The organism is uncultured Stenotrophomonas sp., from assembly GCF_963519125.1.
Taxonomy (GTDB): domain Bacteria; phylum Pseudomonadota; class Gammaproteobacteria; order Xanthomonadales; family Xanthomonadaceae; genus Stenotrophomonas.
The window spans coordinates 128,180-150,613 of record NZ_CAUQLJ010000001.1 but is presented as its reverse complement, the minus strand read 5'-3'; the positions used below and the strand labels follow the sequence as shown (position 1 = coordinate 150,613).

Sequence of the window (22,434 nt, the reverse complement as noted above, 5' to 3'; positions counted from 1 at the left end):
ATTTGGGAAACAGTGTGTAGCCGGGGCAAACCCCTGAGGCCTTCTATAATAGCCGCTCCCCCGCCCCTATCCAGCGCCGACCCTTGGGCGCGAAGGCAAGAGCTTGGCATCCCAGAATCCCCCCGCGACCAGTACCGCCCCCGCCCTGCGGGTGCGCGACCTCCGCAAGACCTATGACAACGGCACCCAGGCGCTGAAAGGCGTTTCGCTGGACGTTGCCCCGGGTGACTTCTTCGCGCTGCTGGGCCCGAACGGGGCCGGCAAGTCCACCCTTATCGGCATCATCAGCTCGCTGGTGAACCTGAGTGAAGGCCAGGTGGAGGTGTTCGGCAGCGACCTGGTGCGCAACCGCAGCGCCACCATGCGCCTGATCGGGCTGGTGCCGCAGGAAATCAACTTCAACCTGTTCGAGAAGCCCTTCGACATCCTGGTGAACTACGCCGGGTTCTACGGGGTGGCACGCGAGGAGGCCGAGCAGATGGCCGAGGTCGAGCTCAAGCGCGCCCACCTGTGGGAAAAGGCGCAGGTGATGAGCCGCACGCTGTCGGGCGGCATGAAGCGCCGGCTGATGATCGCGCGGGCAATGATGACCCGGCCGCGGTTGCTGATCCTGGACGAACCCACCGCGGGCGTGGACATCGAGATCCGCCGCGACATGTGGCGGGTGCTGAAGGAGATCAACGCGGCCGGCACGACGATCATCCTGACCACGCATTACCTGGAAGAGGCCGAGCACCTGTGCCGCAACCTGGCCATCATCAACCACGGCCAGATCGTCACCCAGGGGCCGATGCGCGAGCTGCTGGCGAAGCTGGACGTGGAAGGCTTCCTGTTCGATATCGACGGTGAGCTGCCGGCGCAGCTGCCGCTGATCGAGGGCACCACGATCACGGCCATCGACGGGCACACGCTGGACGTGGACATGCCGCGTGCGATGGACCTCAACCGTGTGTTCGCGGCGCTGAACGCGTCGGGGATCCGGGTGCGTTCGATGCGGACCAAGAGCAACCGGCTGGAGGAGCTGTTCGTGCGGCTCACCGGCAACCAGGAGAATGCGGCATGAGCAGCACCCCGACCCCGGTCCTGACCGACGGCCAGCGCAACCGGATCGCGCTGATGACGATCGTGCGCCGCGAAGTGGCGCGCATCCTGCGCATCTGGGGCCAGACCCTGGTGCCGCCGGCGATCACGATGACGCTGTACTTCCTGATCTTCGGCGGGCTGATCGGTTCGCGCGTGGGTGAGATGGGCGGTTACAGCTACATGCAGTTCATCGTGCCGGGCCTGGTGATGATGAGCGTGATCCAGAACAGCTACGGCAACATCAGTTCATCGTTCTTCGGGGCGAAGTTCGGGCGGCACGTGGAAGAGCTGCTGGTGAGCCCGATGCCGAACTGGGTGATCCTGTGGGGTTACGTGGCCGGTGCGGTGCTGCGCGGTCTGATGGTGGGCATCATCGTGCTGATCATCGCGATGTTCTTCACGCCGGTGCGCATTCCGCACCCGCTGGTGACGCTGACCACGGTGCTGCTGGGCGCGACGATCTTCTCGCTGGCCGGCTTCATCAACGCGGTGTACGCCAAGAAGTTCGATGACGTGGCGATCGTGCCGACCTTCATCCTGACCCCGCTGACCTACCTGGGCGGTGTGTTCTATTCGGTGAAGCTGCTGCCGGGCTGGGCCGAGGCGGCCACGCACGCGAACCCGATCTTCTACATGGTGAACGCGTTCCGCTACGGCCTGCTGGGCAGCAGCGACGTGCCGCTGTGGGTGGCCTACGCGCTGATGATCGGCTTCGTGGTGGCGCTGACCGCGCTGGCGCTTTGGCTGCTGAAGCGTGGTGTCGGGATGCGCAGCTGATGCGCATCCTTTTACTGGGTGCCGGTGGCACCGGCGGCTACTTTGGCGGGCGGCTTGCCCAGGCAGGGGTGGATGTCACGTTCCTGGTGCGGCCGGCCCGCGCGGCGCAGTTGGCGCGCGACGGGCTGGTGATCCGCAGTCCGCTGGGTGATGCCACCTTCCCGGTGGCGCATGTGACGGCTGACGCGCTGCCTGCGCTGGCGGCGGAACAGCCGTTTGACCTGGTGATGTTGAGCTGCAAGGCCTATGACCTTGAGAGCTCGATCGAGGCGATTGCGCCGGCGGTGTCGTCGCGTACGACCGTGCTGCCGATCCTCAATGGGCTGCGCCATTACGCGGCGCTGGATGCGCGCTTTGGGCGCGATGCGGTGCTCGGCGGGCTGTGTTTCATCAGTGCTGCCAAGGCTGAGGATGGTGCGGTGCTGCACCTGGCGCCTGCCGCGAAGATCACGTTTGGCGAGCGCGATACGCCCGGCGGCAGTGCGCGGGTGTTGGCGCTGGCGGCGGCGTGCGTGCAGGCCGGGGTGGACCATGTGGCAAGCGATGCGATTGGCCAGGAACAGTGGGTGAAGTACACGTTCCTGACCGCGCTGGCGGCGGCCACGTGCGTGATGCGGGCCGATGTGGGCACGATCGTGGCGACCGACGACGGTGCTGCGGTGGTGCGCGGCTTGTATGACGAGTGCCTGGCGGTGGCCGACGCGGCCGGTGAGCCGGTCCCGGAAAAGGCGCGCGCGATTGCGCTGTCTGCGCTGACCCAGGACGGCTCGGCGTTGAAGGCATCGATGTTGCGCGATCTGGAAGCCGGGCAACAGGTCGAGGCGGCGCAGATCGTGGGCGACATGCTGGCGCGGGCGCGCGCGGCGGGCCAGGCGGCGCCGCTGCTGGCGGTTGCGTATGCGCATCTGCAGGCGTACCAGCGCAACCGCGCGGGTTGAACATGACGGCCGGTGCGCTTCCGGCGCGGGTGCTGGTGTTGGGGCTGGGGTATGCCGGGCGACATGTTGCGGCGTTGCTGCAGTCGTTGGGCGTGGCCTGCAGTGGCACGGTGCGGGATGTTGCGGTGGCGCCAGAGGTCATTCGCGGTGCGGAGGCGGTGCTTTGTACGGTTCCTCCGGATGGGGATGGCGATCCCATGCTGCGTTTGCTTGCGGCGGAACTGCGCGACAGCCCTGCGCTGCGATGGGTGGGGTATCTCTCTTCTACTGCCGTGTATGCCGACCGCGATGGTGGCTGGGTGGATGAGCATTCGGCGGCCGATGCGGTGGATGAAGCGGCGCGGAGGCGTCTGCTGGCCGAGCAGCAGTGGCGTGCGTTTGCGCTGGACAAGGGCATCGGATCGGCGGTATTCCGCCTGCCCGGCCTGTATGGGCGTGGACGCAATGCGCTGGTGCAGCTGGCCGAAGGACGCGCGCGGCATGTGCTGAAGCCGGGGCTGGTGTTCAACCGGCTGCACGTGGAAGACCTTGCGGCGGTTGTGGTGGCGGCGATGCGTTGTGACGAGCGCGAGGCGTTGTACCTGCCCTGCGACGATGAAGCGGCAGCGCCCCAAGAGGTGCTGGCGTATGCGGCGGCGTTGGGAGGGTTTGAGATGCCGCCTGCAGTGGCGTGGGACGATCCTTCGTTGCGCCCGGCGTTGCGCAGGTTCTATGCCGGGTGCAAACGGATCGACAGTCGCGGGACGCGTGAGGCGCTGCAGTGGGCGCCGAAGTTCGCTACGTATCGCGAAGGGTTGCAGGACGCGCTCAGGTAGGGTCGGTTTCCAAACGACGACGTGCATGGATGCACTAGTGGCGCGTTCGCAGGATGCGAAGGAGCGCCCCGCCGATTACATTAATCGGCGCTTTGACGCATTGACCTCTTCGGAGACGCGCCTTCGCCATGCGTCATGCCCTGGATGATCTGCGCGCTGATATCGGCGGTCGATTGGGATGCGACCCTACCAAGGCCGCTGCCGACCGTATCAGCGCGCGTCGGGTAGGCGGAAGAACGTCCGCGTGGCCGCCGTGGCATTCGCTGCCGTGGTCGCGACGTCTTCGCCCCGATCCCGCGCCAGCTCTTCCACGATGTGCTTGAGGAACATCGGTTCGTTGCGGCGGTCCTTCGGCATCGGCTTCAGGCTGCGCGGCAGCAGGTACGGCGCGTCGGTTTCGATCATCAGGCGCTCGGCCGGAATGTGCTTGACCAGTTCACGCAGGTGCGCGCCACGGCGTTCGTCGCACAGCCAGCCGGTGATGCCGATGTACCAGTCCTGGTCCAGGTAGTCGAACAGTTCCTGGCGCTCGCCGGTGAAGCAGTGCACCACCGCCGCGCCGATGCGGCCGTCGAAGTTCTTCATCTGCGCCATGAAATCGGCGTGCGCGTCGCGCTGGTGCAGGAACAGCGGCTTCAGCGCACCATCGGCGCTCCGTACCTCGCTGGCCAGCTGCAGCTGCCGCTCGAAGGCACGGTGCTGGGCCGGGCGCGGCGCGAAGTCGCGGAAGTAGTCCAGGCCGCACTCGCCCACCGCCACCACTTCAGCATGCGCATGCAGGGCGCGCATTTCGGCGTCGCACTCGTCGGTGTACTCCACCGCGTGGTGCGGGTGCACGCCGGCGGTGGCGTACAGGAAGCCGGGATGCTGGCGTGCCAGGTCCAGTGCCATCGGCGAGTGCTCGCGGCTGGCCCCGGTCAGCACCATCTGCACCACGCCGGCGTCGCGGGCGCGGGCCAGCACGGCGTCGCGGTCGCGGTCGAAGGAATCGTGGGTGAGGTTGGCGCCGATATCGATCAGTTGCATTAGGCAGCTACAGGACAGTTGATCGCGCCATTGTAGCGTGCCGCCCGTGCGGCCCCTGCCCGCGGCCCGTATCCTTGCGGCATGAGCGCGCCCGATTTCCCGATTTCCCCGTTGCTGCCGCAGATCGCCGCGCACCTGGCCACGCATCCGCGCCTGGTGCTGGAAGCGCCTCCCGGCGCAGGCAAGACTACCCAGGTGCCATTGGCACTGCTGGACGCGCCGTGGCTGGAAGGTCGGAAGATCATCATGCTGGAGCCGCGACGGGTGGCTGCGCGCAGTGCGGCGCAGTTCATGGCGCGGCAGCTGGGCGAAGCCGTCGGCGAGACGGTGGGCTACCGGATACGCTTCGAGAACAAGGTGTCGGCGCGCACCCGGGTGGAGGTGGTCACCGAAGGCATCCTGACCCGGATGCTGCAGGACGACCCGATGCTGGAGGGCGTGGGCGCATTGTTGTTCGACGAATTCCACGAACGCCATCTGGCGGCAGACCTGGGTCTGGCGCTCGCGCTCGACGTGCAGGCACAGCTGCGCGAGGACCTGCGCATCGTGGTGATGTCGGCCACGCTGGACGGCGAGCGCCTGGCGCAGTTCCTGGACGCACCGCGCCTGAGCAGTGAGGGGCGCAGTTTCCCGGTCGCGGTCAGCCACTTCCCGGCCCGCCGCGACGAAGCGCTGGAAGCGCAGGCACGCCGCGCGGTGGAACAGGCGCTGGCGGAGCATCCTGGCGATGTGCTGGTGTTCCTGCCCGGCCAACGCGAGATTTCACGCACCCTGGCGGCGCTGGAACAGGCGCTGCCGGGCGACATCCAGGTGCTGCCCCTGCACGGCGAACTGCCTGTGGAACAACAGTCGCGCGTGCTGCAGCCGGATCCGGATGGGCAGCGCCGGGTGGTGCTCGCCACCAACGTGGCCGAGTCCTCGGTGACCCTGCCGGGCGTGCGCGTGGTGATCGATGCTGGGCTGGCGCGCGAGCCACGCTATGACCCCAACAGCGGCTTCTCGCGGCTGGACGTGGTGAACATCGCGCAGGCCTCCGCCGACCAGCGCGCGGGCCGCGCCGGGCGCGTGGCGGAGGGCTGGGCGTGGCGGCTGTGGCCGCAGTCGCAGCGGCTGGAAGCGCAACGCCGACCGGAGATTGCGCAGGTGGAGCTGGCGGCGCTGATGCTGGAGCTTGCCGCGTGGGGCAGCGATGACCTGCGCTTCGTGGACGCTCCGCCCGTGGGCGCGATGGCGGCCGCGCGCGAGCTGCTGCAGCGGCTGGGCGCGCTGGGCAGAGATGGCGCGCTGACCACGCTGGGCCGGCGCATGCTGGCGCTGGGCACGCATCCGCGTTTGGCCGCAATGCTGCTGGCGGCCGGCAACGGCAGCGAACAGGCGCTGGCCTGCGACCTGGCCGCGCTGGTGGAAGCGCGCGACCCGCTGCGCCAGGGTGGTGATGCGTTGGCCGCACGCTGGCGGGCGCTGGCCGCGTTCCGGCAGGGGCGAGCGCCTCACGACGCCAACCGCGGCGCGCTGGCGGCCATCGACGCGGCCAGCAAACAGTGGCGGCGACGCCTGCGTTGCGACACCGCACCTCCGACCACGGTGGAAGCGCACCAGCTGGGCGACCTGCTCGCACACGCGTTTCCGGACCGGATCGCCGCTCGCCACCCGACCGACCCGCAGCGCTACCTGCTCGCCAACGGCCGCAGCGCGCGCCTGTTCGACCCCAGCGACCTGCGCGGTGAGCCGTGGCTGGTGGCGGTGGAACTCCGGTACGAGGCGCGCGACGCGCTGCTGCTGCGTGCGGCGCCGGTGGACGAGAACCGGTTGCGCCGCGATTTCCCTGACCGCTTCCGACAGGAAGACGTGGTGCGCTGGGATGCGGAAAAGCGCGCCCTGGTGGCCCGCCGCGAGAGCCGCTTCGACCGCATCGTGCTGGACAGCCGTTCAGCCGGCCGGGTCGACCCGGCCCAGGCCGCACAGGCACTGACCGACGCGGTCCGTGAGCTGGGCCTGGATGCCCTGCCGTGGACCGACGGGCTGCGCCAGTGGCAGGCGCGCGCCGTTGCACTGCGCACGTGGATGCCGGAACTGGAACTGCCGGATGTCTCCGATGCCGCGCTGATGAAGTCGTTGCCGACATGGCTGACCCCGGCGTTCAACGGCAAGACCCGACTGGATGCGCTGGATGAGTCGGCGTTGGGCGAAGCGCTGAAGTCGCCGATGCCGTGGGCGCAGCGGCAGCTGATCGACCGCCACGCACCGATGCGCATGGCGGTGCCGTCGGGGATGGAGCGGAACATCCATTACGCGCTGGAGGCGGACGGGCACACCCCGCAACCGCCGGTGCTGGCAGTAAAGCTGCAGGAACTGTTCGGTCTGGCCGATACCCCGCGCATTGCGGATGGGCGTATTCCGCTGACCCTGCACCTGCTGTCCCCGGGCGGGCGCCCGCTGCAGGTGACCCAGGACCTGCGGAACTTCTGGGCGAGCACGTATGCCGAGGTAAAGAAGGAGATGAAGGGGCGGTATCCGAAGCATCCTTGGCCGGATGATCCTTGGACGGCTACCGCCACGCATCGGGCCAAGCCGCGGGGGACCTGATCCCGCGTGCAGCCACGCAGGGCGTGGCTCGACCCGGTGTTCGTTCATGTCTGGCAGCCAATCGGCGCGGTGGGCCGCACCTGAATCGATTGCGGGTATTGGTTATGGTGGTGACCAGATCGTAGCCGGCGGATAACGCGCCCTACACGGCCCCCGCGCGACACTGGATTTCGAACCGAGGCAAAGGACCCCCAATGAGCAGACTGACCGTGATTACCGACCGCGCCCTGGAGCGTGCACTGGATCTGGCAAGCAACGCCGGCGACGGCCTCAAGCATGCCGGCAGCCACCTGCGCCACCTCGGTCCGCAGGCGACCGACTGGATCAAGACCGGCGCCGCGCTCGGGGCGGTGAAGACCGGTTCCAAGGTGGCGTCCAAGGTCGTTCGCCGCAACCCGGCGGCCACGATTGCGGTGGCGGCGGTGGGCGTGGGCCTGCTGGGCTATGCGCTGTACCGCAAGCAGCAGAAGAAGAAGCTCGCCAACGGCCACGTGGTCAACGGCCAGGCCGAACGCATCAACGCGCGCAACCGCCGCAACACCACCGTGGTGGACGAGCACAGCGACATCGGCAGCGACGCCTGATTGTTGCAATACGCCGAACTGAAAACCGCCGGCTTGCCCGGCGGTTTTTCTTTGCCGGTAGAGCCATGCCCTGCGTGGCTGCGACGTTGATCGGTGCCGCGTTCAGCCACGCAGGGCGTGGCTCTACCGGAGGGTTCGCCATTCGCCGGGCTGAAGACCGTCCAGACCATGTGGCCCCATCGCCACGCGCACCAGCCGCAGCGTCGGCAATCCAACCGCTGCGGTCATGCGCCGCACCTGACGGTTGCGGCCTTCGCGCAGGGTGATGGCCAGCCACGCATCCGGCACGGTCTTGCGAAAGCGCACCGGTGGATTGCGTTCCCACAACGTCGGCGTTTCAAGCCGTTCCACCCGCGCCGGCAATGTCGGCCCATCGTTCAACTGCACGCCACGGCGCAACGCCTGCAGCTGCTCGTCAGCGGGGGCGCCCTCGACCTGCACCCAATAGGTCTTGTCTTCCTTGTGGCGCGGGTCGGTCAGCCGATGCGCCAGCCGGCCATCATCGGTCAGCAGCAGCAGGCCCTCACTGTCGTAGTCCAGCCGCCCGGCCGCATACACGTCCGGCGGCAGCCCGAACCCGGCCAGCGTGGCACGCGGCGGCTGGCTGCTGTCGGTGAACTGGCACAGCACGTTGAAAGGCTTGTTGAAGGCGATGAGCATGGGCGGGACAGCAGCGGCAGTTCGCCATTGTCCCACCCATCCGGGCTGCAGCGTTACTTCACGAAGCGCAGGGTCATGCGGTCGCTTTCGCCGATCGCCTTGTACTTCGCATCGTCGGCGGCGTCATGGTTGTTCACCGGCGGCAGGGTCCACACGCCGTTCGGGTAGTCCTTGGTGTCGCGCGGGTTGGTGTTGATCTCGCTGGTACCGGCCAGCTTGAACCCGGCCGCTTCGGCCATGGCGATCACCTGGGCCTGGCCCACGTAGCCGCTCTTGTCGTCGGCCGGCACGTCGGCCTTGGCGCGGTGCTCGACCACGCCGAGCACGCCGCCCGGCTTGAGCACGCTGTAGAAGCCCTTGAACATGCCCTCGGCCTGGTTGGCGCTGCGCCAGTTGTGCACGTTGCGGAAGGTGAGCACTACATCGGCCGAGTTGTCCGCGCCGAATTTCGGTGCGTTCGGGTCGAACGGCATTACCTTGGCCTTGTCATACATGCCCGGGGTGGCCCCGAACTTCTTCTGCAGGCCGTCGATCTGGCGCTGCTGGTAGTCGCGGCCCTTGCCTTCGGCCACGGCCTTGGGGTCGACCACGGCGGCCACGTAGGTCCCCTTGTCGCGCAGCAGCGGCGCCAGGATCTCGGAATACCAGCCACCGCCAGGCGTGATTTCCACGACCGTCTTGCCCGGCTCCACGCCAAAGAAGGACAGCGTCTGCGCCGGGTGGCGGTATGCGTCACGCTTCACGTTGGCCGCATCGCGGCCCTTGCCGTCCACGGCGGCCTGCACGGCCGGGGTGATCGCGACCTGGGCGTTGGCGCCAGCCGGCTTCACGGCCATGGCGGGGGCGGCAAGCAGCAGCGTGGAGACGGTGAACAGGCAGGCACAGCTGAGCGAACGGGCTTTCATCGAATCACCTACGGTGGACGGGATGCGGCGAGCCTAGCAGCCGCGATGTCAAAGGTGTTCACAAAACGTTAGTGCAGTGCAGCGAAGCGGAACACTGTTTTGTGGCCGGCGCCGCAGCGGTGTCATGGACAGGGACTTATGCTGTGGTTCTTGGTTTTGACTGGAGGATTGCCCATGACTGCACCGCGCGAACTCGGCCGTTCCGGCCTGAAAGTGCTTCCCATCGCGTTCGGCGGCAATGTGTTCGGCTGGGGTGCCGACGAGAAAACCTCGTTTGCGCTGCTGGATGCGTTCGTGGACGCCGGCTACAACCTGGTCGATACCGCGGATGCGTATTCGGCGTGGGTACCGGGCAACAAGGGCGGCGAATCCGAAGCGATCCTGGGCCGCTGGTTCCAGCGCAGTGGCAAGCGTGACAAGGTGGTGCTGGCCACCAAGGTGGCCAAATGGGCCGAGCACCCCGGGCTGTCGGCCGACAACATCGCCGCGGCGGTGGAGGATTCGCTGCGTCGCCTGCAGACCGATGTGATCGACCTGTACCAGGCGCACGAAGACGACGAGTCCACGCCGCTGGAGACCACGCTGGCCGCGTTCGGCCGGTTGATCGAACAGGGCAAGGTGCGGGCGATTGGCGCATCCAACTACAGCGCCGAACGGCTGCAGGCGGCATTGAAGGTCTCGGAGGATTACAAGCTGCCGCGCTACGAGACGCTGCAGCCGGAGTACAACCTGTATGACCGTGCCGGCTATGAAGACGGTTTGGAGGCGGTGGCACGGGAGCATGGGCTGGGCGTGATCAGCTACTACTCGCTGGCCAGCGGTTTCCTGACCGGCAAGTACCGCAGCGCCGAGGATGCAGGCAAGAGCAGCTCGCGCGGCAGCAGCGTGGTGGGCAAGTACGTGAACCCCCGCGGCCTGCGCATCCTGCAGGCGCTGGACGACGTGGCCAGCAGTCACAACGCTACGCCGGCGCAGGTGGCGATTGCGTGGTTGATCGCGCGGCCGGGCATCACCGCGCCGATTGTCAGTGCGACCAGCGAGGAGCAGTTGCGCGATGTGCTGGCGGCAGCGCAGGTCGGTTTGACGGCGGAAGACGTCGCCCAGCTGGAGTCCGCAAGCGCGTAGAGCCGGGCTCTACGGAATTGCCGGATCGTCCGCGATCAACGCGTGGTGCAGGCTCACCCCTGCACGCACCCCTTCGGCGCTGGCCAGGGTGATGTTGCCCATCACGGTGGCATCGCCGGCCGCGTACACCCCGGGCCCCGTGGTCTGCTTCTGCGCGTCAACGCGGATCAGCACGCCGACCGGGCTTTCATCGAGTTGGCAGCCCAGCTGCTCCACCAGCGGTGAAGCCATCTGCTGGCGCGCGCTGACGAACAGGGCACGCAGGTCGATGCGCCGGCCGTCGGCCAGCAGTGCCGCGCTCAGCTGCGGTGCCTCGCCTTCGAGCGCCACCACCTGTTCGGTCTCAACGCGTACGCCGCGCCGCTGCAGGGTGGCGAGGGCCTCGTCGTCCAAGGTCATGCCGTGTGCGAAGAGGGTGACCTGTCCCCAGTCGGCGAGCACCCCGGCCATCATGCTGGACATCGCGTGGCCGCCGAGCAGGCCGATCTGGCCGCCGCCGATCTCATAGCCATGGCAGTAGGGACAGTGCAGCACGCTGTGGCCCCAACGCTCGGCCAGCCCGGGCAGCTCGGGCAGTACGTCGCGGATGCCGGTAGCCAGCAGCAGCTTGCGTGCCGCCCAGGTTTCGCCACTTGCGCTGGTGACCGCAAAGCCGTCAACCGTGGGCTGCACATCGATGACGGTGTCGGTCGCCCAACGCACGGTGGAGTAGTCCAGCAGCTGCCCCTTGGCCTGGCGCAGCAGGTCGCTGCCGGAGATCCCATCCAACCCGAGCACACCGTGCGAGTGGTTGGAGAAGCGGTTGCGCGGCAGCCCGCTGTCGACCACCAGCACGCTGCGGCGGGCACGCGCCAGCATCATGGCGGCGGACAGGCCGGCGAAACTGCCGCCGACGATCACGGCATCAAAGCTCATGCGGAACTCCTGCGGCATGGTGGGCCAGATGCTGGGCGAAGGCTTCGCCCAGCGTGGCCAGGGTGGTGTCGCGCAGGCGTGCTTCGAGCAGGGCCTGCGCCTGTTGGTAGCTTTCATCCAGCGCGGTGTTCACCACCTGCTGCACAGGGCAGCCCCCGCCGGTTTCACGCACGCCGGTGTGCAGCAGTGCGGGCGATCCCAAGGCGACATATACGTCGTGCAGGGTGATGCTGGCCGGGTCGCGCGCGAGCTGGCTGCCGCCGCCATGGCCGCGCGCGGTGTGCACCAGCCCGCCCTTGTGCAGGGCCGCGAGCAGGCGGCGAATCACCACCGGGTGGGTCGGCAGGCAGGTCGCGAGCTGTTCGGAGGTGCGCGGTCCGGCCTGGCCAACGAGGTGGGCCATGATGTGGAGCGCGTCGGAAAACTGGTTGCTGGCTTTCATGTAACAACGATAGTTACATAAAGGAAGAAGCCGGTGCAACCGCGTCGATTGTTCTACCGGTGACATATTTCAGCTGTAAGAAATGTTTCATATGCATGAATGAGACAGGAAATGTGCTGTGCATCGCACTTCAGAAGGGAGCGACGGTTCCGATACCGCCATCGACCCTTCCCTCTTTTTGTAGTGACCCGCGATGAAGACCTCCTCTACCGCGCCCGCGCGTGCCTTCAGCCTGCAGTTCAAGCTGCTCGGCGCCCTGTCGCTTGGCCTGGCCGTGGTGGTGCTGTGCGCACTGGCCGGGCTGGGCTCGGCCTGGTTGAACCTGTCGACCACCATTCCGCCGGAAGTGGCGCGCAACGCGCAGGCCGAAGGTCTGCAGCGCGAGTTCCGCATGCAGGTGCAGGAGTGGAAGAACGTCCTGCTGCGTGGCGGCGATGAAGCGCTGCGGACCAAGCACCTGGCCGCCTTCGATGCGCAGGGCGACAAGAGCCGCGAACTGGCGAAGACCCTCGCCAGTGAAGGCGACGCCGAAACGGTGCGGCTGGCGCAAGCGTTCCTGGCGCAGCATGCGGTGCTGGAGAAGGACTACCACGGTGCGCTCGAAGCCTTCGCCGCAAGCGGCTACAGCCCGGTCGAAGGCGACGCGCTGGTGCGCGGCAAGGACCGTGCGCTGGGCACCACCCTGGATGCGCTGGGCAAGCAGACGGCCGCGGTGGCCGAACGTGCCGTTCAAGCGCGCTCGGAGCAGGCGCGACGCATGCTGGTCGTGTGCGCGGCGCTGACCGCGCTGGCCGCCGTGATCCTGATGGCGGTGCTGGCGGTGTGGTTGCGCCGTTCGGTGATCGCGCCGGTTGTCGCGGTGGAGGCGGCGGCGCGTGCGGTGGCGCGCGGCGAGCTGGACCACACGGTGCAGGTACGCAGCCGCGATGAGATCGGCCGCCTTGGCCAGGCGATGACCGACGTGACCCACACCCTGAAGAGCGTGCTGGCCGCACAGGCTGGCATGGCGCACCGCCACGACGCGGGCGAGATCAGCTACCGGATGGACGCCAGCGCGTTCCCGGGTGGTTATGGGCAGATGGTGAACGACAGCAACGCGCTGGTGGACGCGCACCTGCAGGTGCAGCTGCGCGCCATCGAGATCATGGGCCGCTACGCGGTGGGCGACCTGTCGCAGGACATGCAGCGCCTGCCGGGCGAGAAGGCCGTCATCACCGAAGCGCTGGACGCGGTGAAGCACAACCTGGGTTCGATCAATGCGGAGATCAAGCGGCTGGCGATGGCCGCCGCGGCCGGTGACTTCAGCCAGCGCGGCGACGCAGCGCGCTACCAGCATGATTTCCGCGACATGGTCGGCGGCCTGAACCAGCTGATGGAAACCACCGAGCGCGACCTGGGCCAGGTCTCCGGCGTGCTGCAGGCGATTGCGCGCGGCGACCTCAGCGCGCGCATGCACGGCCAGTTCCATGGCGTGTTCGCGCGGATGCGCGATGACGTCGCGCTGACCAGCGGGCAGCTCACCGGCATCGTCGGCGACATCAAGCGCGCCGCGCAGGCGATCCAGACTGCAGCCAGCGAGATCGCCGCCGGCAACAACGATCTTTCCCAGCGCACCGAACAGCAGGCGGCGAACCTGGAAGAGACGGCGGCGTCGATGGAAGAGCTGACCTCCACGGTGCGACAGAACGCCGAGCACGCGCGCCAGGCCAACCAGCTGGCGATCGGTGCGGCCAGCGTGGCGGCGCAGGGCGGCGAGGTGGTGGGCCAGGTGGTGACCACGATGAGCGCGATCGAGAGCTCGTCGCGTCGCATCGCCGACATCATCACGGTGATCGACGGGATCGCATTCCAGACCAACATCCTGGCGCTCAACGCGGCGGTGGAAGCAGCGCGGGCCGGTGAGCAGGGACGTGGTTTCGCGGTGGTGGCCAGCGAGGTGCGCACGCTGGCGCAGCGCTCTGCCGGTGCGGCCAAGGAGATCAAGACGCTGATCGAAGCGTCGGTGGACGATGTCACCACCGGCTCGCGACTGGTGCACGAGGCGGGTCAGACCATGGGCGAGATCGTCAGCGGCGTGCAGCGGGTGACCGACATCATGGCCGAGATCTCGGCCGCGTCGCAGGAGCAGACCGCCGGTATCGAGCAGGTCAGCCAGACCGTGGTGCACATGGACGAGGCGACCCAGCAGAACGCAGCGCTGGTCGAGGAAGCGTCCGCCGCCGCACGCAGCATGGAAGAACAGGCCATCGCGCTGAACGATGCAGTGGATGTGTTCGTGCTGGCGCCGGTGGCGCCGTCGTTGTCGCGCGCGGCGTAATGCGGCGGTGTGCCGGCCAGCGGCCGGCACCTACCGGATGAAGGGCGCGCCGGTCATGTTCCCGGCCAGGTAATCCAGGAACGAGGTGATCCTCGCCGACACCGCCGTGTTGCGGTAGTAGACGGCGTGGATGGGCTGGCGCACCTCCACGGTAAGGGCGGGCAGTACCTGTACCAGCGTGCCGGCATCACGGTCGCGCTGGGTCATGAAGTCGGACAGGCAGACCATGCCGGCGCCTTCCAGCGCCAGCCGGCGCAGGGTTTCGCCACTCGACACCGCCACCACCGGGCGGATGTGCAGCAGCGCGTCGGTGCTTCCTGGCAGCGGCCAGTGGTTGAGCGAGTCCGGTTCGTTGAAGCCGAGCAGTGCGTGCCCGGCCAGGTCGTCCACGGCCTTCGGCGTGCCACGCTCAGCGAGGTAGGCCGGGCTGGCCAGCACCCGCAGGCGGCTGTGCGCGAGCGGGCGCGCGTGCAGGGTGGAGTCGGCCAGCGGCCCGATGCGGATGGCCACGTCGGTGCGGCGTTCGAGCAGGTCGATGTAGCGCTCGCTGCTGTTGAGTTCCAGCTGCACCTCGGGGTAACGCGCGCGATAGCCGGCCACCAGCGGGGCAATCACGTGCAGTACGAACGGGGTCGCCGCATCCACGCGCAGCCGCCCGGCCGGGCGTTGCCGGCGCGCGGCCACCTGTTCCTCGGCCGCTTCGACCGAGGCCACGATGGCGCGCGCCTGGGCGAGGAAGGCATCGCCCTCCTCGGTGAGCTGCAGGCGCCGGGTGGTGCGGGTCAGCAACGTGGTGCCGAGCTTCTCCTCGAGCCGTGCCAGCGCGCGGCTGACCCCGGAGGTGGTCTGGCCCAGCTGTTCGGCGGCCGCGGTGATCGAACCGCTGTCGATCACGGCGATGAACGCCTGCATTTCATCGAGGGTGGTCTTCATGCCCCCATTATTGACCATGAAGCAAGAGTCATTGGCGTGAAGACCGGTTTTTCAGCAAGAGTGCGGCGCGCAGACTGCGCACCTTCTTCTTCCACCGGTAACCGTCATGTCCCGTGGCATCCCCTTGGCCTTGTTGGCGCTCACGCTCGGTGCGTACGCCATCGGCACCACTGAATTCGTCATCGTCGGGCTGATCCCGACCATCGCCGCCGACCTGGGCGTGTCCCTGCCCTCGGCCGGCCTGCTGGTGTCGCTGTACGCGCTGGGCGTGGCGGTGGGCGCGCCGGTGCTGACCGCGCTGACCGGGCGGGTACCGCGCAAGACCCTGCTGGTGGCGCTGATGGTGCTGTTCACGCTGGGCAACGTGATTGCCTGGATGGCACCCAGCTACGGCTCGCTGATCGTGGCCCGGGTACTGACCGGCCTGGCGCACGGTGTGTTCTTCTCGATCGGCTCGATCATCGCCACCTCGGTGGTGCCGAAGGAGAAAGCGGCCAGCGCCATCGCAATCATGTTCACCGGGCTGACGGTGGCGCTGGTCACCGGCGTGCCGCTGGGCACCTTCATCGGCCAGCACCTGGGCTGGCGCGCCACCTTCCTGGCAGTGGCCGCGCTGGGCGTGATCGCCCTGCTCGGCAGCCTGCTGTTCGTGCCGCGCAACCTGCAGCGCAGCGAGCCGGCCACCTTCGGCCAGCAGCTGGCGGTGCTGGCGCAGCCGCGCCTGCTGCTGGTCTATGCGATCACCGCGCTGGGCTACGGCGGCACGTTCCTGTCCTTCACCTACCTGGCCTCGATCCTGCAGGACGTCACCGGCTTCTCGCCGAACGCGGTGAGCCTGGTGTTGCTGGTGTACGGCGTCTCGGTGGCGGTCGGCAACCTGTGGGGCGGCCGCCTGGCCGACCGCCGCGGCCCGGTGCCGGCGCTGAAGCTGATCTTCGGGCTGCTGGCGCTGGTGCTGTTCGCGCTGACCTTCACCGCGCACAACACCTGGCTGGTGCTGCTCACGGTGCTGGCGCTGGGCGCGGTGGCGTTCGGCAACGTGCCCGGGCTGCAGGTGTATGTGGTGAAGCAGGCGCAACGTTTTGCCCCGCAGGCCGCGGACGTGGCCTCGGGCCTGAACATCGCCGCGTTCAACGTCGGCATCGCGATGGGCGCTTCGTTGGGCGGCCTGGTGGTGGACCACCTCGGTCTGATGCACACCCCATGGCTGGGCGGCCTGGTGGTGCTGGGTGCGCTGGGCCTGACCGTGCTGAGCGGCCGGCTGGATCGCCGCGATGGTGTCGGCGAACGTGCCGAAGGCCTGGTGGTTGCCGCGCACTGATCCGTTCGATTTCCCTCGTTTAACAGTGCCCGGCGTAGCCTGCACTGCCCTCCTCCCCCCTTCAGGACTTTCCATGAGCATTCCCGCCTTCGGGCTCGGCACCTTCCGTTTGAAGGACCAGACCGTCATCGACTCGGTCCGCAACGCACTGGACGTGGGTTACCGCGCCATCGATACCGCGCAGATCTACGGCAATGAAGCCGAGGTCGGCCAGGCCATCGCCGAGTCCGGCGTGGCGCGCGAGGAGCTGTTCCTCACCACCAAGATCTGGATCGCCAGCTTCGAGCACGACGCGCTGCTGGAGAGCCTGCGCGAAAGCCTGCGCAAGCTGCGCACCGACCATGTCGACCTGACCCTGATCCACTGGCCCTCGCCGGCCGACGCGGTGCCGATGGCCGGGTACCTGGGTGCACTGGCCGAAGCCAAGGCCAAAGGCCTGACCCGGCAGATCGGCATTTCCAACTTCACCATCGACCTGACCCGCCAGGCGATTGCGATCCTGGGCGCCGATGCCATCGCCACCAACCAGGTCGAGGTGCACCCGTACCTGCAGAACCGTGCGCTGATCGCGTTCCTGCGCGAACAGGGCATCCATGTCACCGCCTACATGAGCCTGGCCTATGGCGAGGTACTGAAGGACCCGGTGATCCAGGCGATCGCCGACCGCCACGACGCCACGCCGGCGCAGGTGGCGCTGGCCTGGGCGCTGCAGCAGGGCTTCGCGGTGATCCCCTCCTCCACCCGTCGCGAGAACCTGGCGAGCAACCTGCTGGCGGCCGACCTGAAGTTGTCCGACGAGGACATGGCACAGATTGCGACGCTGGATCGTGGGCAGCGGTTGGCGAATCCGGAAGGGATTGCGCCTGCGTGGGATTGAGGGTCAGCGCCGCAGCCACTCCCGCATGGCGTCGCTGACCTCTTCCGGCTTTTCCATCGGCGCCAGGTGGCCGCAATCGGGAATGACCACCAGCGTTGAGCCGGGGACCAAGGCGTGCATCTCCTCGCTGATCGGCAGCGGGGTGATGCGGTCGTTGGCGCCGCAGACGATCAGCAGCGGGTCGCGGTAGCCGGCCAGCACGTCGTGACCGTCGCTGCGGTCCAGTGCGCTCTGGCGCAGGAAGACCTCGGCGCCCAGCCGCGCGGTCATGTCGCGCACGCGCTGCACCAGTACGTAGTCGTCCAGCCGCGAGGCGTCGATGTAGCTGCGCATGAGCTTGTCGCCGAAGCCATGGAAGGTGCCGGGCAGGCGCACACTGGCGCGTTGGGTCTGGCGCTGGGCGGCGCGTTCCGGCGAGTCGGCATGGATGGAGGTGTCGATCAGCGCCAGCCGCAACACGCGCTCGGGCGCCACGCGCAGGATCTGCTGGGCGACGAACCCGCCCAGCGAAAACCCGGCCAGGGCGAAACGTGGCGGTGCTTGTGCGAGTACGTCGTCGACCACCGCCTGCAGGGTCTCGCCCCGGGTCTGGTCGCCCACCGTGCAGTCGGCGATATCGGACAGGTCTGCGATCTGCGCGCGCCAGAGTTCGGCGTCGTTGAGCAGGCCGGGCAGCAACAACAGGGGGATGCGTTCGGTCATGCGCTCATTGTCGGCGATCCTGCCGACAAGGGCGCGTTGCCGCTGGTCCGGTGTGTTCCGCACCGGTCAGTGCGTAATGCCCTCCGGCGGCACCGCTGCCTGCGCCTCCTGCACCGGCAGGGTCACCACCATCACGGTGGGATCGTCGGGGTCCAGCTTTGTCTTGAAGCCCAGCGCCTGGCACATCGCCAGCATGGTGCTGTTCTCGCGCAGCACCTGCCCTTCGACGATGTTCAGGCCCAGCCACTGGGCGTATTCGATCATGATGCTCATCAGGCGCCAGCCGATGCCGTGACCCTTGAGGTCCGAGCGGATCAGGATGCCGTACTCGCCGCGGTCGTAATCGGCGTCGGCATGCAGGCGTACCGCGCCGAGCATGTCGCCGCTGCGCGGGTCGATCGCCACCAGCGCAATGGAGCGGGCGTAGTCGAGCTGGGTCAGGCGCGCGATGAATTCGTGGCTGAAGTGCTTGACCGACTGGAAGAAGCGCAGGCGCAGGTCGTCGTCGGACACGCGCGCGAAGAAGGCGCGGAACAGCGCGTCGTCTTCCGGCCGCACCGGGCGCACGAACGCCGGCGCGCCGTCGGAGAGGGTGATGGTGCGCTCCCACTCCTTGGGATACGGAAACACGGCGAAGCGCGGATGGCCGCGGCCCTTGTGCAGCTTGCGCGACGGCGCGATGGCCACGCGCGCGTCCAGTGCGATCACCCCGTCGCGGTCGGCCAGCAGCGGGTTGATGTCCAGGGTGCGCACTTCGGGAATGTCGGCGGCGAGCTGGGCCAGCTTGACCAGGATCAGCGCGACCACGCGCTCATCGGCGGCCGGGACGTCGCGATACGCCTTGAGGATGCGCGAGACGCGGGTGCGGCCGATCAACTCATGGGCCAGGCGCAGGTCCAGCGGTGGCAGCGCGAGTGCCTTGTCGTCGATGACCTCCACTGCGGTGCCACCGCGACCGAACACCACCACCGGACCGAAGGTCGGATCGTCGGCAATGCCGGCGATCAACTCGCGCGCCTTGGGCCGCACGATGGTGGGCTGCACCAGCACGCCGTCGATGCGCGCGTTCGGGCGCAGCTCGCGGGCGCGCGCGAGGATGGAACTGGCTGCCGCCTGCACCGCCTGCAACGTGCCCAGGTTGAGGCGCACGCCATCCACGTCGGACTTGTGCGGAATGTCGGCGGAAAACACCTTCACCGCCACCGTGGCGCCCTGCTCCAGCAACGGCTGGGCCAGGTCCATCGCTTCATGCGCGTCGCGCGCCTGCATCACCGGCGCGGAGGGAATACCGTAGGCCGACAGCAGCTGGTGGGTGGCGATCGGGTCCAGCCACTGCTGGCCGGCGGCCAGCGCGGCCTCGACGATCGCGCGCGCGGCAGCGGTATCCACCACGAAATCCTGCGGCAGGCTGGGCGGGGTCTCCATCAGCGCGGCCTGCGCGTCGCGGTAACGCACCAGGTGCTGGAAGCCGCGCACGGCTTCGGCCTCGGTTGGGTACGTCGGCACGCGCGCAGCGTTGAGGGTGGCCGTGGCGCGGTCGTCGTTGCCAAGCCAGACCGCGAACACCGGCTTGTCGCGGTGATGCCGCGGGCGCAGGCCGAGCGTGCGGGTGAGCGCCTGCGCAGCATCGGCCGAGGAGGTGAACGCGGTCGGCACGTTGACCACCAGCACCGCGTCGTTGCCGGGGTCGGACATCAGCGCGTCGATGGCGGCTGCGTAGCGCTCGCCGTCGGCGTCGACCACGATGTCGACCGGGTTGCTGCGCGACCAGCCTTCCGGCAGGACCGCGTCGAGCTCGGCGATGGTGCCCGGCGAAAGCTCGGCCAGGCTGCCGCGCAGTGCCAGCAGCTGATCCACGGCCAAGCGCCCCACCCCGCCGCCATTGCTGAGGATCGCCAACCGCCGGCCCGGGAAGGTGCCGAGCCGGCCCAGTGTTTCGGCGGCGGTGAACAGCTCGTCCAGCGCGCTCACCCGCAGCAGCCCGGCGCGGTTGAAGGCCGCGCCGTACACCGCGTCGGAACTGGCCAGCGCCTGCACGTGGGTGTCGCCGTCGGGATCGATGCGGATGTGGCGGCCTGACTTCACCACCACCACGGGCTTGGCGCGCGCGGCGGCGCGTGCCGCCGACATGAACTTGCGTGCGTCGCGGATGTGTTCGACGTACAGCAGGATGGCGCGGGTGCGGTAGTCGGTGGCGAAGTAGTCGAGCAGGTCGCCGAAGTCGACATCGAGCGCGTCGCCGAGCGAGACCACGGCGGAGAAGCCGACCGAACGCGCCACGCCCCATTCGACCAGGGCGGCGGCAATCGCACTGGATTCGGAGATCAGCGCCAGGTCGCCGGCCTGCGGGAAGTGCGCGGCAATGCTGGCATTGAGCCGCGCATGCGGCGCGATCACGCCCAGGCAGTGCGGGCCGAGGATGCGCAGGCCCTTGGGGCGCGCGGCGGCTTCCACCTGCTCGCTGAGCGAACCCGGCCCCTGGCCGAGGTTCGCGGTGAGGATGATGGCCGCCGCCACGCCGCGCTCGGCGGCGGTGGCGACCACCTGCGGCACGATGCTGGCCGGCGCGGTGATGACGATCAGCTCCGGCACCCAGTCCAGATCCTTGAGCCGCTTGACCGTGCTGATGCCGTCGATCTCGCCGTAGCGCGGGTTGATCCACGCGACCTTGCCCGGAAAGCCGGTGGCGCGCAGGTTGCGCATCACCGCGCGGCCGGCGGAGCGCTCGCGCGGGCTGCCGCCGACGACGGCCACCGACTGCGGGCGGAATACGGACTGCAGGTGGTAGATGCTCATGCACTACACGGTACACGGCTGGCCGTGCCAGCGGGATGATCCGGCGCAAACGCGCATACGATGCCTGGGCGGTAGGGTCGGTTCCCAAACGACCGCCGTGGACATGTCATCGGGCGACGAACGCATGACCGATGATTCGCGCGGCCTTGGATGCCTGGCCGCGCGCATCTTCGTTTGGGGTCCATGCGTCAATGCACCGATGGACAAGGTCGGCGGTCGTTTGGGAACCGACCCTACCCCAAGGTTGACCACTGGGCTAAAGCAGCGTTCCGCTCAAAATCGCGGCGGCGATGCTGAAATAGATCACCAGGCCGGTCACGTCGACCAGCGTCGCCACGAACGGGGCGGAGGCGCTGGCCGGGTCGAAACCGAGGCGCTTGAGGATGAAGGGCAGCATCGAGCCGGACAGCGAACCGAAGGTGACAATGCCGACCAGTGCCGCGCCGATGGTCAGCGCCAGCAACTTCCAGTGCTCGCCGTAGTCATGCAGGCCCAGCAGCTGCCAGGACACGATGCGGATCACCGCCAGCACGCCGAGGATCGCGCCCAGGGTGATGCCGGTGGGCACTTCGCGCAGCGCCACCTTCCACCAGTCGCGCAGGCGCAGTTCGCGCAGCGCCAGGCTGCGGATCAGCAGCGAGGTGGCCTGCGAACCGGAGTTGCCGCCCGAGCTCATGATCAGCGGAATGAACAGGGTCAGCACCACGGCGCGGGCCAGTTCGTCTTCGTAATGCTGCATGGCGCTGGCGGTGAGCATTTCACCGAGGAACAGCACGCTGAGCCAGCCGGCGCGCTTGCGCAGCATCTCGAAGAAGCCGATCTGCATGTAGGGCTTTTCAAGCGCTTCCATGCCGCCGAACTTGTGCACGTCCTCGGTGGATTCTTCGATCAGTGCGTCCAGGATGTCGTCCACGGTAACGATGCCGAGCACCTGCTGGCGCGCGTCCACCACCGGAATGGCGAGCAGGTCGTGGCGGCGGATCAGCTGGGCCACTTCTTCCTGGTCGAGCAGGGCGTCGACGGTCACCGGCGGGTTGACCTGGGCCACGTCCAGGATCGGCTCGTCGGGCAACCCGGTGATCAGCCGGCGCATGGTCACCACCTGCTGCAGCGCCTGGGTGCGCGGGTCGAGTACGTAGATGGCGTACACGGTTTCGCGGGTGCGCTCGACTTCGCGGATGTGCTGCAGGGTGCGGCCCACGGTCCAGTCGGCGGGCACGCTGACGAACTCGGTGGTCATCAGCGCGCCGGCGGTGTGTGCCGGGTAGCTGAGCAGCTGCTGGATGGCCTGGCGCGACTCGGCGCTGAGCAGCGGGATCAGCCGGGCGCGTTCGTCCTCGTCCAGCTCATGGACGATGTCGGTGGCGCGGTCGTCGGCCATCAAGCCGAGCAGCGCGGCGGCCTTGGCGACCGGCAGCGCAGCGACGAGGTCGCCACTGCGGGTGAGCTCGGGCTGCTCGAGCATCTTCACCGCGCGCGGCAACGGCAACGCGGCCAGGGTGTCGGCGGCGCGCGACAGCTCCAGGGTGTTGAGGTATTCGACCGCGTCAGCGGTGTTGAAGTCCTGCAGGGGTGCGCTCAGCGCGGCGTCGGCCGCCGGGCGCAGGAGGTCTTTCTGGTTCATGGGGTTCG

19 protein-coding genes are annotated in these 22,434 nt (G+C 68.2%); 10 read left to right on the top strand and 9 right to left on the bottom strand.

Annotated features, from left to right (window positions below; all coding sequences use genetic code 11):
* Positions 1 to 103: 103 nt before the first annotated feature.
* From RYM47_RS00575 to RYM47_RS00560, 4 genes are read left to right on the top strand one after another with little or no spacing between them, the layout of a single operon-like run.
* Positions 104 to 1,063, top strand: coding sequence for an ABC transporter ATP-binding protein (locus RYM47_RS00575; protein ID WP_315385357.1), 960 nt, complete (start codon positions 104 to 106; stop codon positions 1,061 to 1,063).
* Positions 1,060 to 1,860 (top strand): ABC transporter permease, encoded by an 801-nt coding sequence (locus RYM47_RS00570; protein WP_070209485.1) that lies wholly within the window; start codon positions 1,060 to 1,062, stop codon positions 1,858 to 1,860. Before RYM47_RS00575 ends, RYM47_RS00570 begins: the two co-directional genes overlap by 4 nt.
* Complete coding sequence (panE, locus tag RYM47_RS00565; protein WP_315385356.1) at positions 1,860 to 2,798, top strand: 2-dehydropantoate 2-reductase; 939 nt, start codon at positions 1,860 to 1,862, stop codon at positions 2,796 to 2,798. Before RYM47_RS00570 ends, panE begins: the two co-directional genes overlap by 1 nt.
* 2 nt (positions 2,799 to 2,800) lie before the next feature.
* A complete protein-coding gene (locus RYM47_RS00560) occupies positions 2,801 to 3,613 on the top strand; it encodes an epimerase (RefSeq protein WP_315385355.1) in 813 nt (270 codons plus the stop codon).
* Between the two features lie 210 nt (positions 3,614 to 3,823).
* Here the strand turns inward: RYM47_RS00560 and RYM47_RS00555 are convergent, their stop codons facing one another.
* Complete coding sequence (locus RYM47_RS00555; protein WP_315385353.1) at positions 3,824 to 4,639, bottom strand: TatD family hydrolase; 816 nt, start codon at positions 4,637 to 4,639, stop codon at positions 3,824 to 3,826.
* Between the two features lie 81 nt (positions 4,640 to 4,720).
* Here RYM47_RS00555 and hrpB point away from each other — a divergent pair, with 81 nt between their 5' ends.
* Together hrpB and RYM47_RS00545 are read left to right on the top strand one after the other, a co-directional pair.
* Positions 4,721 to 7,225, top strand: coding sequence for an ATP-dependent helicase HrpB (gene hrpB / locus RYM47_RS00550; protein WP_315385351.1), 2,505 nt, complete (start codon positions 4,721 to 4,723; stop codon positions 7,223 to 7,225).
* Positions 7,226 to 7,419: 194 nt separating this feature from the next.
* A complete protein-coding gene (locus tag RYM47_RS00545; RefSeq protein WP_315385350.1) occupies positions 7,420 to 7,809 on the top strand; it encodes a hypothetical protein in 390 nt (129 codons plus the stop codon).
* A 123-nt stretch (positions 7,810 to 7,932) separates the two neighbouring features.
* Here the strand turns inward: RYM47_RS00545 and RYM47_RS00540 are convergent, their stop codons facing one another.
* Positions 7,933 to 8,469 carry a pseudouridine synthase gene (locus RYM47_RS00540; RefSeq protein ID WP_315385349.1) on the bottom strand — a complete coding sequence of 179 codons (537 nt, stop codon included), beginning with the start codon at positions 8,467 to 8,469 and terminating at the stop codon, positions 7,933 to 7,935.
* Positions 8,470 to 8,522: 53 nt separating this feature from the next.
* Positions 8,523 to 9,374 carry a methyltransferase gene (locus RYM47_RS00535; protein WP_315385347.1) on the bottom strand — a complete coding sequence of 284 codons (852 nt, stop codon included), beginning with the start codon at positions 9,372 to 9,374 and terminating at the stop codon, positions 8,523 to 8,525.
* 174 nt (positions 9,375 to 9,548) lie between these two features.
* Here RYM47_RS00535 and RYM47_RS00530 point away from each other — a divergent pair, with 174 nt between their 5' ends.
* Positions 9,549 to 10,499 (top strand): aldo/keto reductase, encoded by a 951-nt coding sequence (locus tag RYM47_RS00530; protein WP_315385344.1) that lies wholly within the window; start codon positions 9,549 to 9,551, stop codon positions 10,497 to 10,499.
* Between the two features lie 9 nt (positions 10,500 to 10,508).
* Here RYM47_RS00530 and RYM47_RS00525 read toward each other — a convergent pair whose 3' ends face one another.
* Together RYM47_RS00525 and RYM47_RS00520 are read right to left on the bottom strand one after the other, a co-directional pair.
* Entirely contained in the window at positions 10,509 to 11,414 is a 906-nt protein-coding gene (locus RYM47_RS00525) for an NAD(P)/FAD-dependent oxidoreductase (protein WP_315385343.1), read from the bottom strand.
* The gene (locus tag RYM47_RS00520; RefSeq protein ID WP_315385342.1) at positions 11,404 to 11,856 is read right to left on the bottom strand and encodes an Rrf2 family transcriptional regulator; all 453 of its coding nucleotides are present in this window, start codon (positions 11,854 to 11,856) and stop codon (positions 11,404 to 11,406) included. The genes RYM47_RS00525 and RYM47_RS00520 overlap by 11 nt, the downstream gene beginning before the upstream one ends.
* 193 nt (positions 11,857 to 12,049) lie before the next feature.
* Here RYM47_RS00520 and RYM47_RS00515 point away from each other — a divergent pair, with 193 nt between their 5' ends.
* Positions 12,050 to 14,173: a methyl-accepting chemotaxis protein gene (locus tag RYM47_RS00515; protein ID WP_315385341.1), complete on the top strand. Its 2,124-nt coding sequence runs from the start codon at positions 12,050 to 12,052 to the stop codon at positions 14,171 to 14,173.
* A gap of 30 nt (positions 14,174 to 14,203) precedes the next feature.
* On the opposite strand, the gene RYM47_RS00510 is transcribed toward RYM47_RS00515, so the two are convergent.
* Entirely contained in the window at positions 14,204 to 15,106 is a 903-nt protein-coding gene (locus tag RYM47_RS00510) for a LysR family transcriptional regulator (RefSeq protein ID WP_315385340.1), read from the bottom strand.
* A 106-nt stretch (positions 15,107 to 15,212) separates the two neighbouring features.
* Here RYM47_RS00510 and RYM47_RS00505 point away from each other — a divergent pair, with 106 nt between their 5' ends.
* Together RYM47_RS00505 and dkgB are read left to right on the top strand one after the other, a co-directional pair.
* On the top strand, positions 15,213 to 16,427 hold the full coding sequence (locus tag RYM47_RS00505; protein WP_315385339.1) for an MFS transporter: 1,215 nt from the start codon (positions 15,213 to 15,215) through the stop codon (positions 16,425 to 16,427).
* A 73-nt stretch (positions 16,428 to 16,500) separates the two neighbouring features.
* The gene (gene dkgB / locus RYM47_RS00500) at positions 16,501 to 17,304 is read left to right on the top strand and encodes a 2,5-didehydrogluconate reductase DkgB (RefSeq protein WP_315385338.1); all 804 of its coding nucleotides are present in this window, start codon (positions 16,501 to 16,503) and stop codon (positions 17,302 to 17,304) included.
* A 3-nt stretch (positions 17,305 to 17,307) separates the two neighbouring features.
* On the opposite strand, the gene RYM47_RS00495 is transcribed toward dkgB, so the two are convergent.
* The 3 genes from RYM47_RS00495 to mgtE all read right to left on the bottom strand — a co-directional run bounded on the left by RYM47_RS00495 (position 17,308) and on the right by mgtE (position 22,426).
* Complete coding sequence (locus RYM47_RS00495; protein ID WP_315385337.1) at positions 17,308 to 18,006, bottom strand: alpha/beta hydrolase; 699 nt, start codon at positions 18,004 to 18,006, stop codon at positions 17,308 to 17,310.
* Between the two features lie 66 nt (positions 18,007 to 18,072).
* Complete coding sequence (locus RYM47_RS00490) at positions 18,073 to 20,802, bottom strand: bifunctional acetate--CoA ligase family protein/GNAT family N-acetyltransferase (protein WP_315385335.1); 2,730 nt, start codon at positions 20,800 to 20,802, stop codon at positions 18,073 to 18,075.
* 256 nt (positions 20,803 to 21,058) lie between these two features.
* A complete protein-coding gene (gene mgtE, locus RYM47_RS00485; RefSeq protein ID WP_315385333.1) occupies positions 21,059 to 22,426 on the bottom strand; it encodes a magnesium transporter in 1,368 nt (455 codons plus the stop codon).
* Between the last annotated feature and the right edge of the window lie 8 nt (positions 22,427 to 22,434).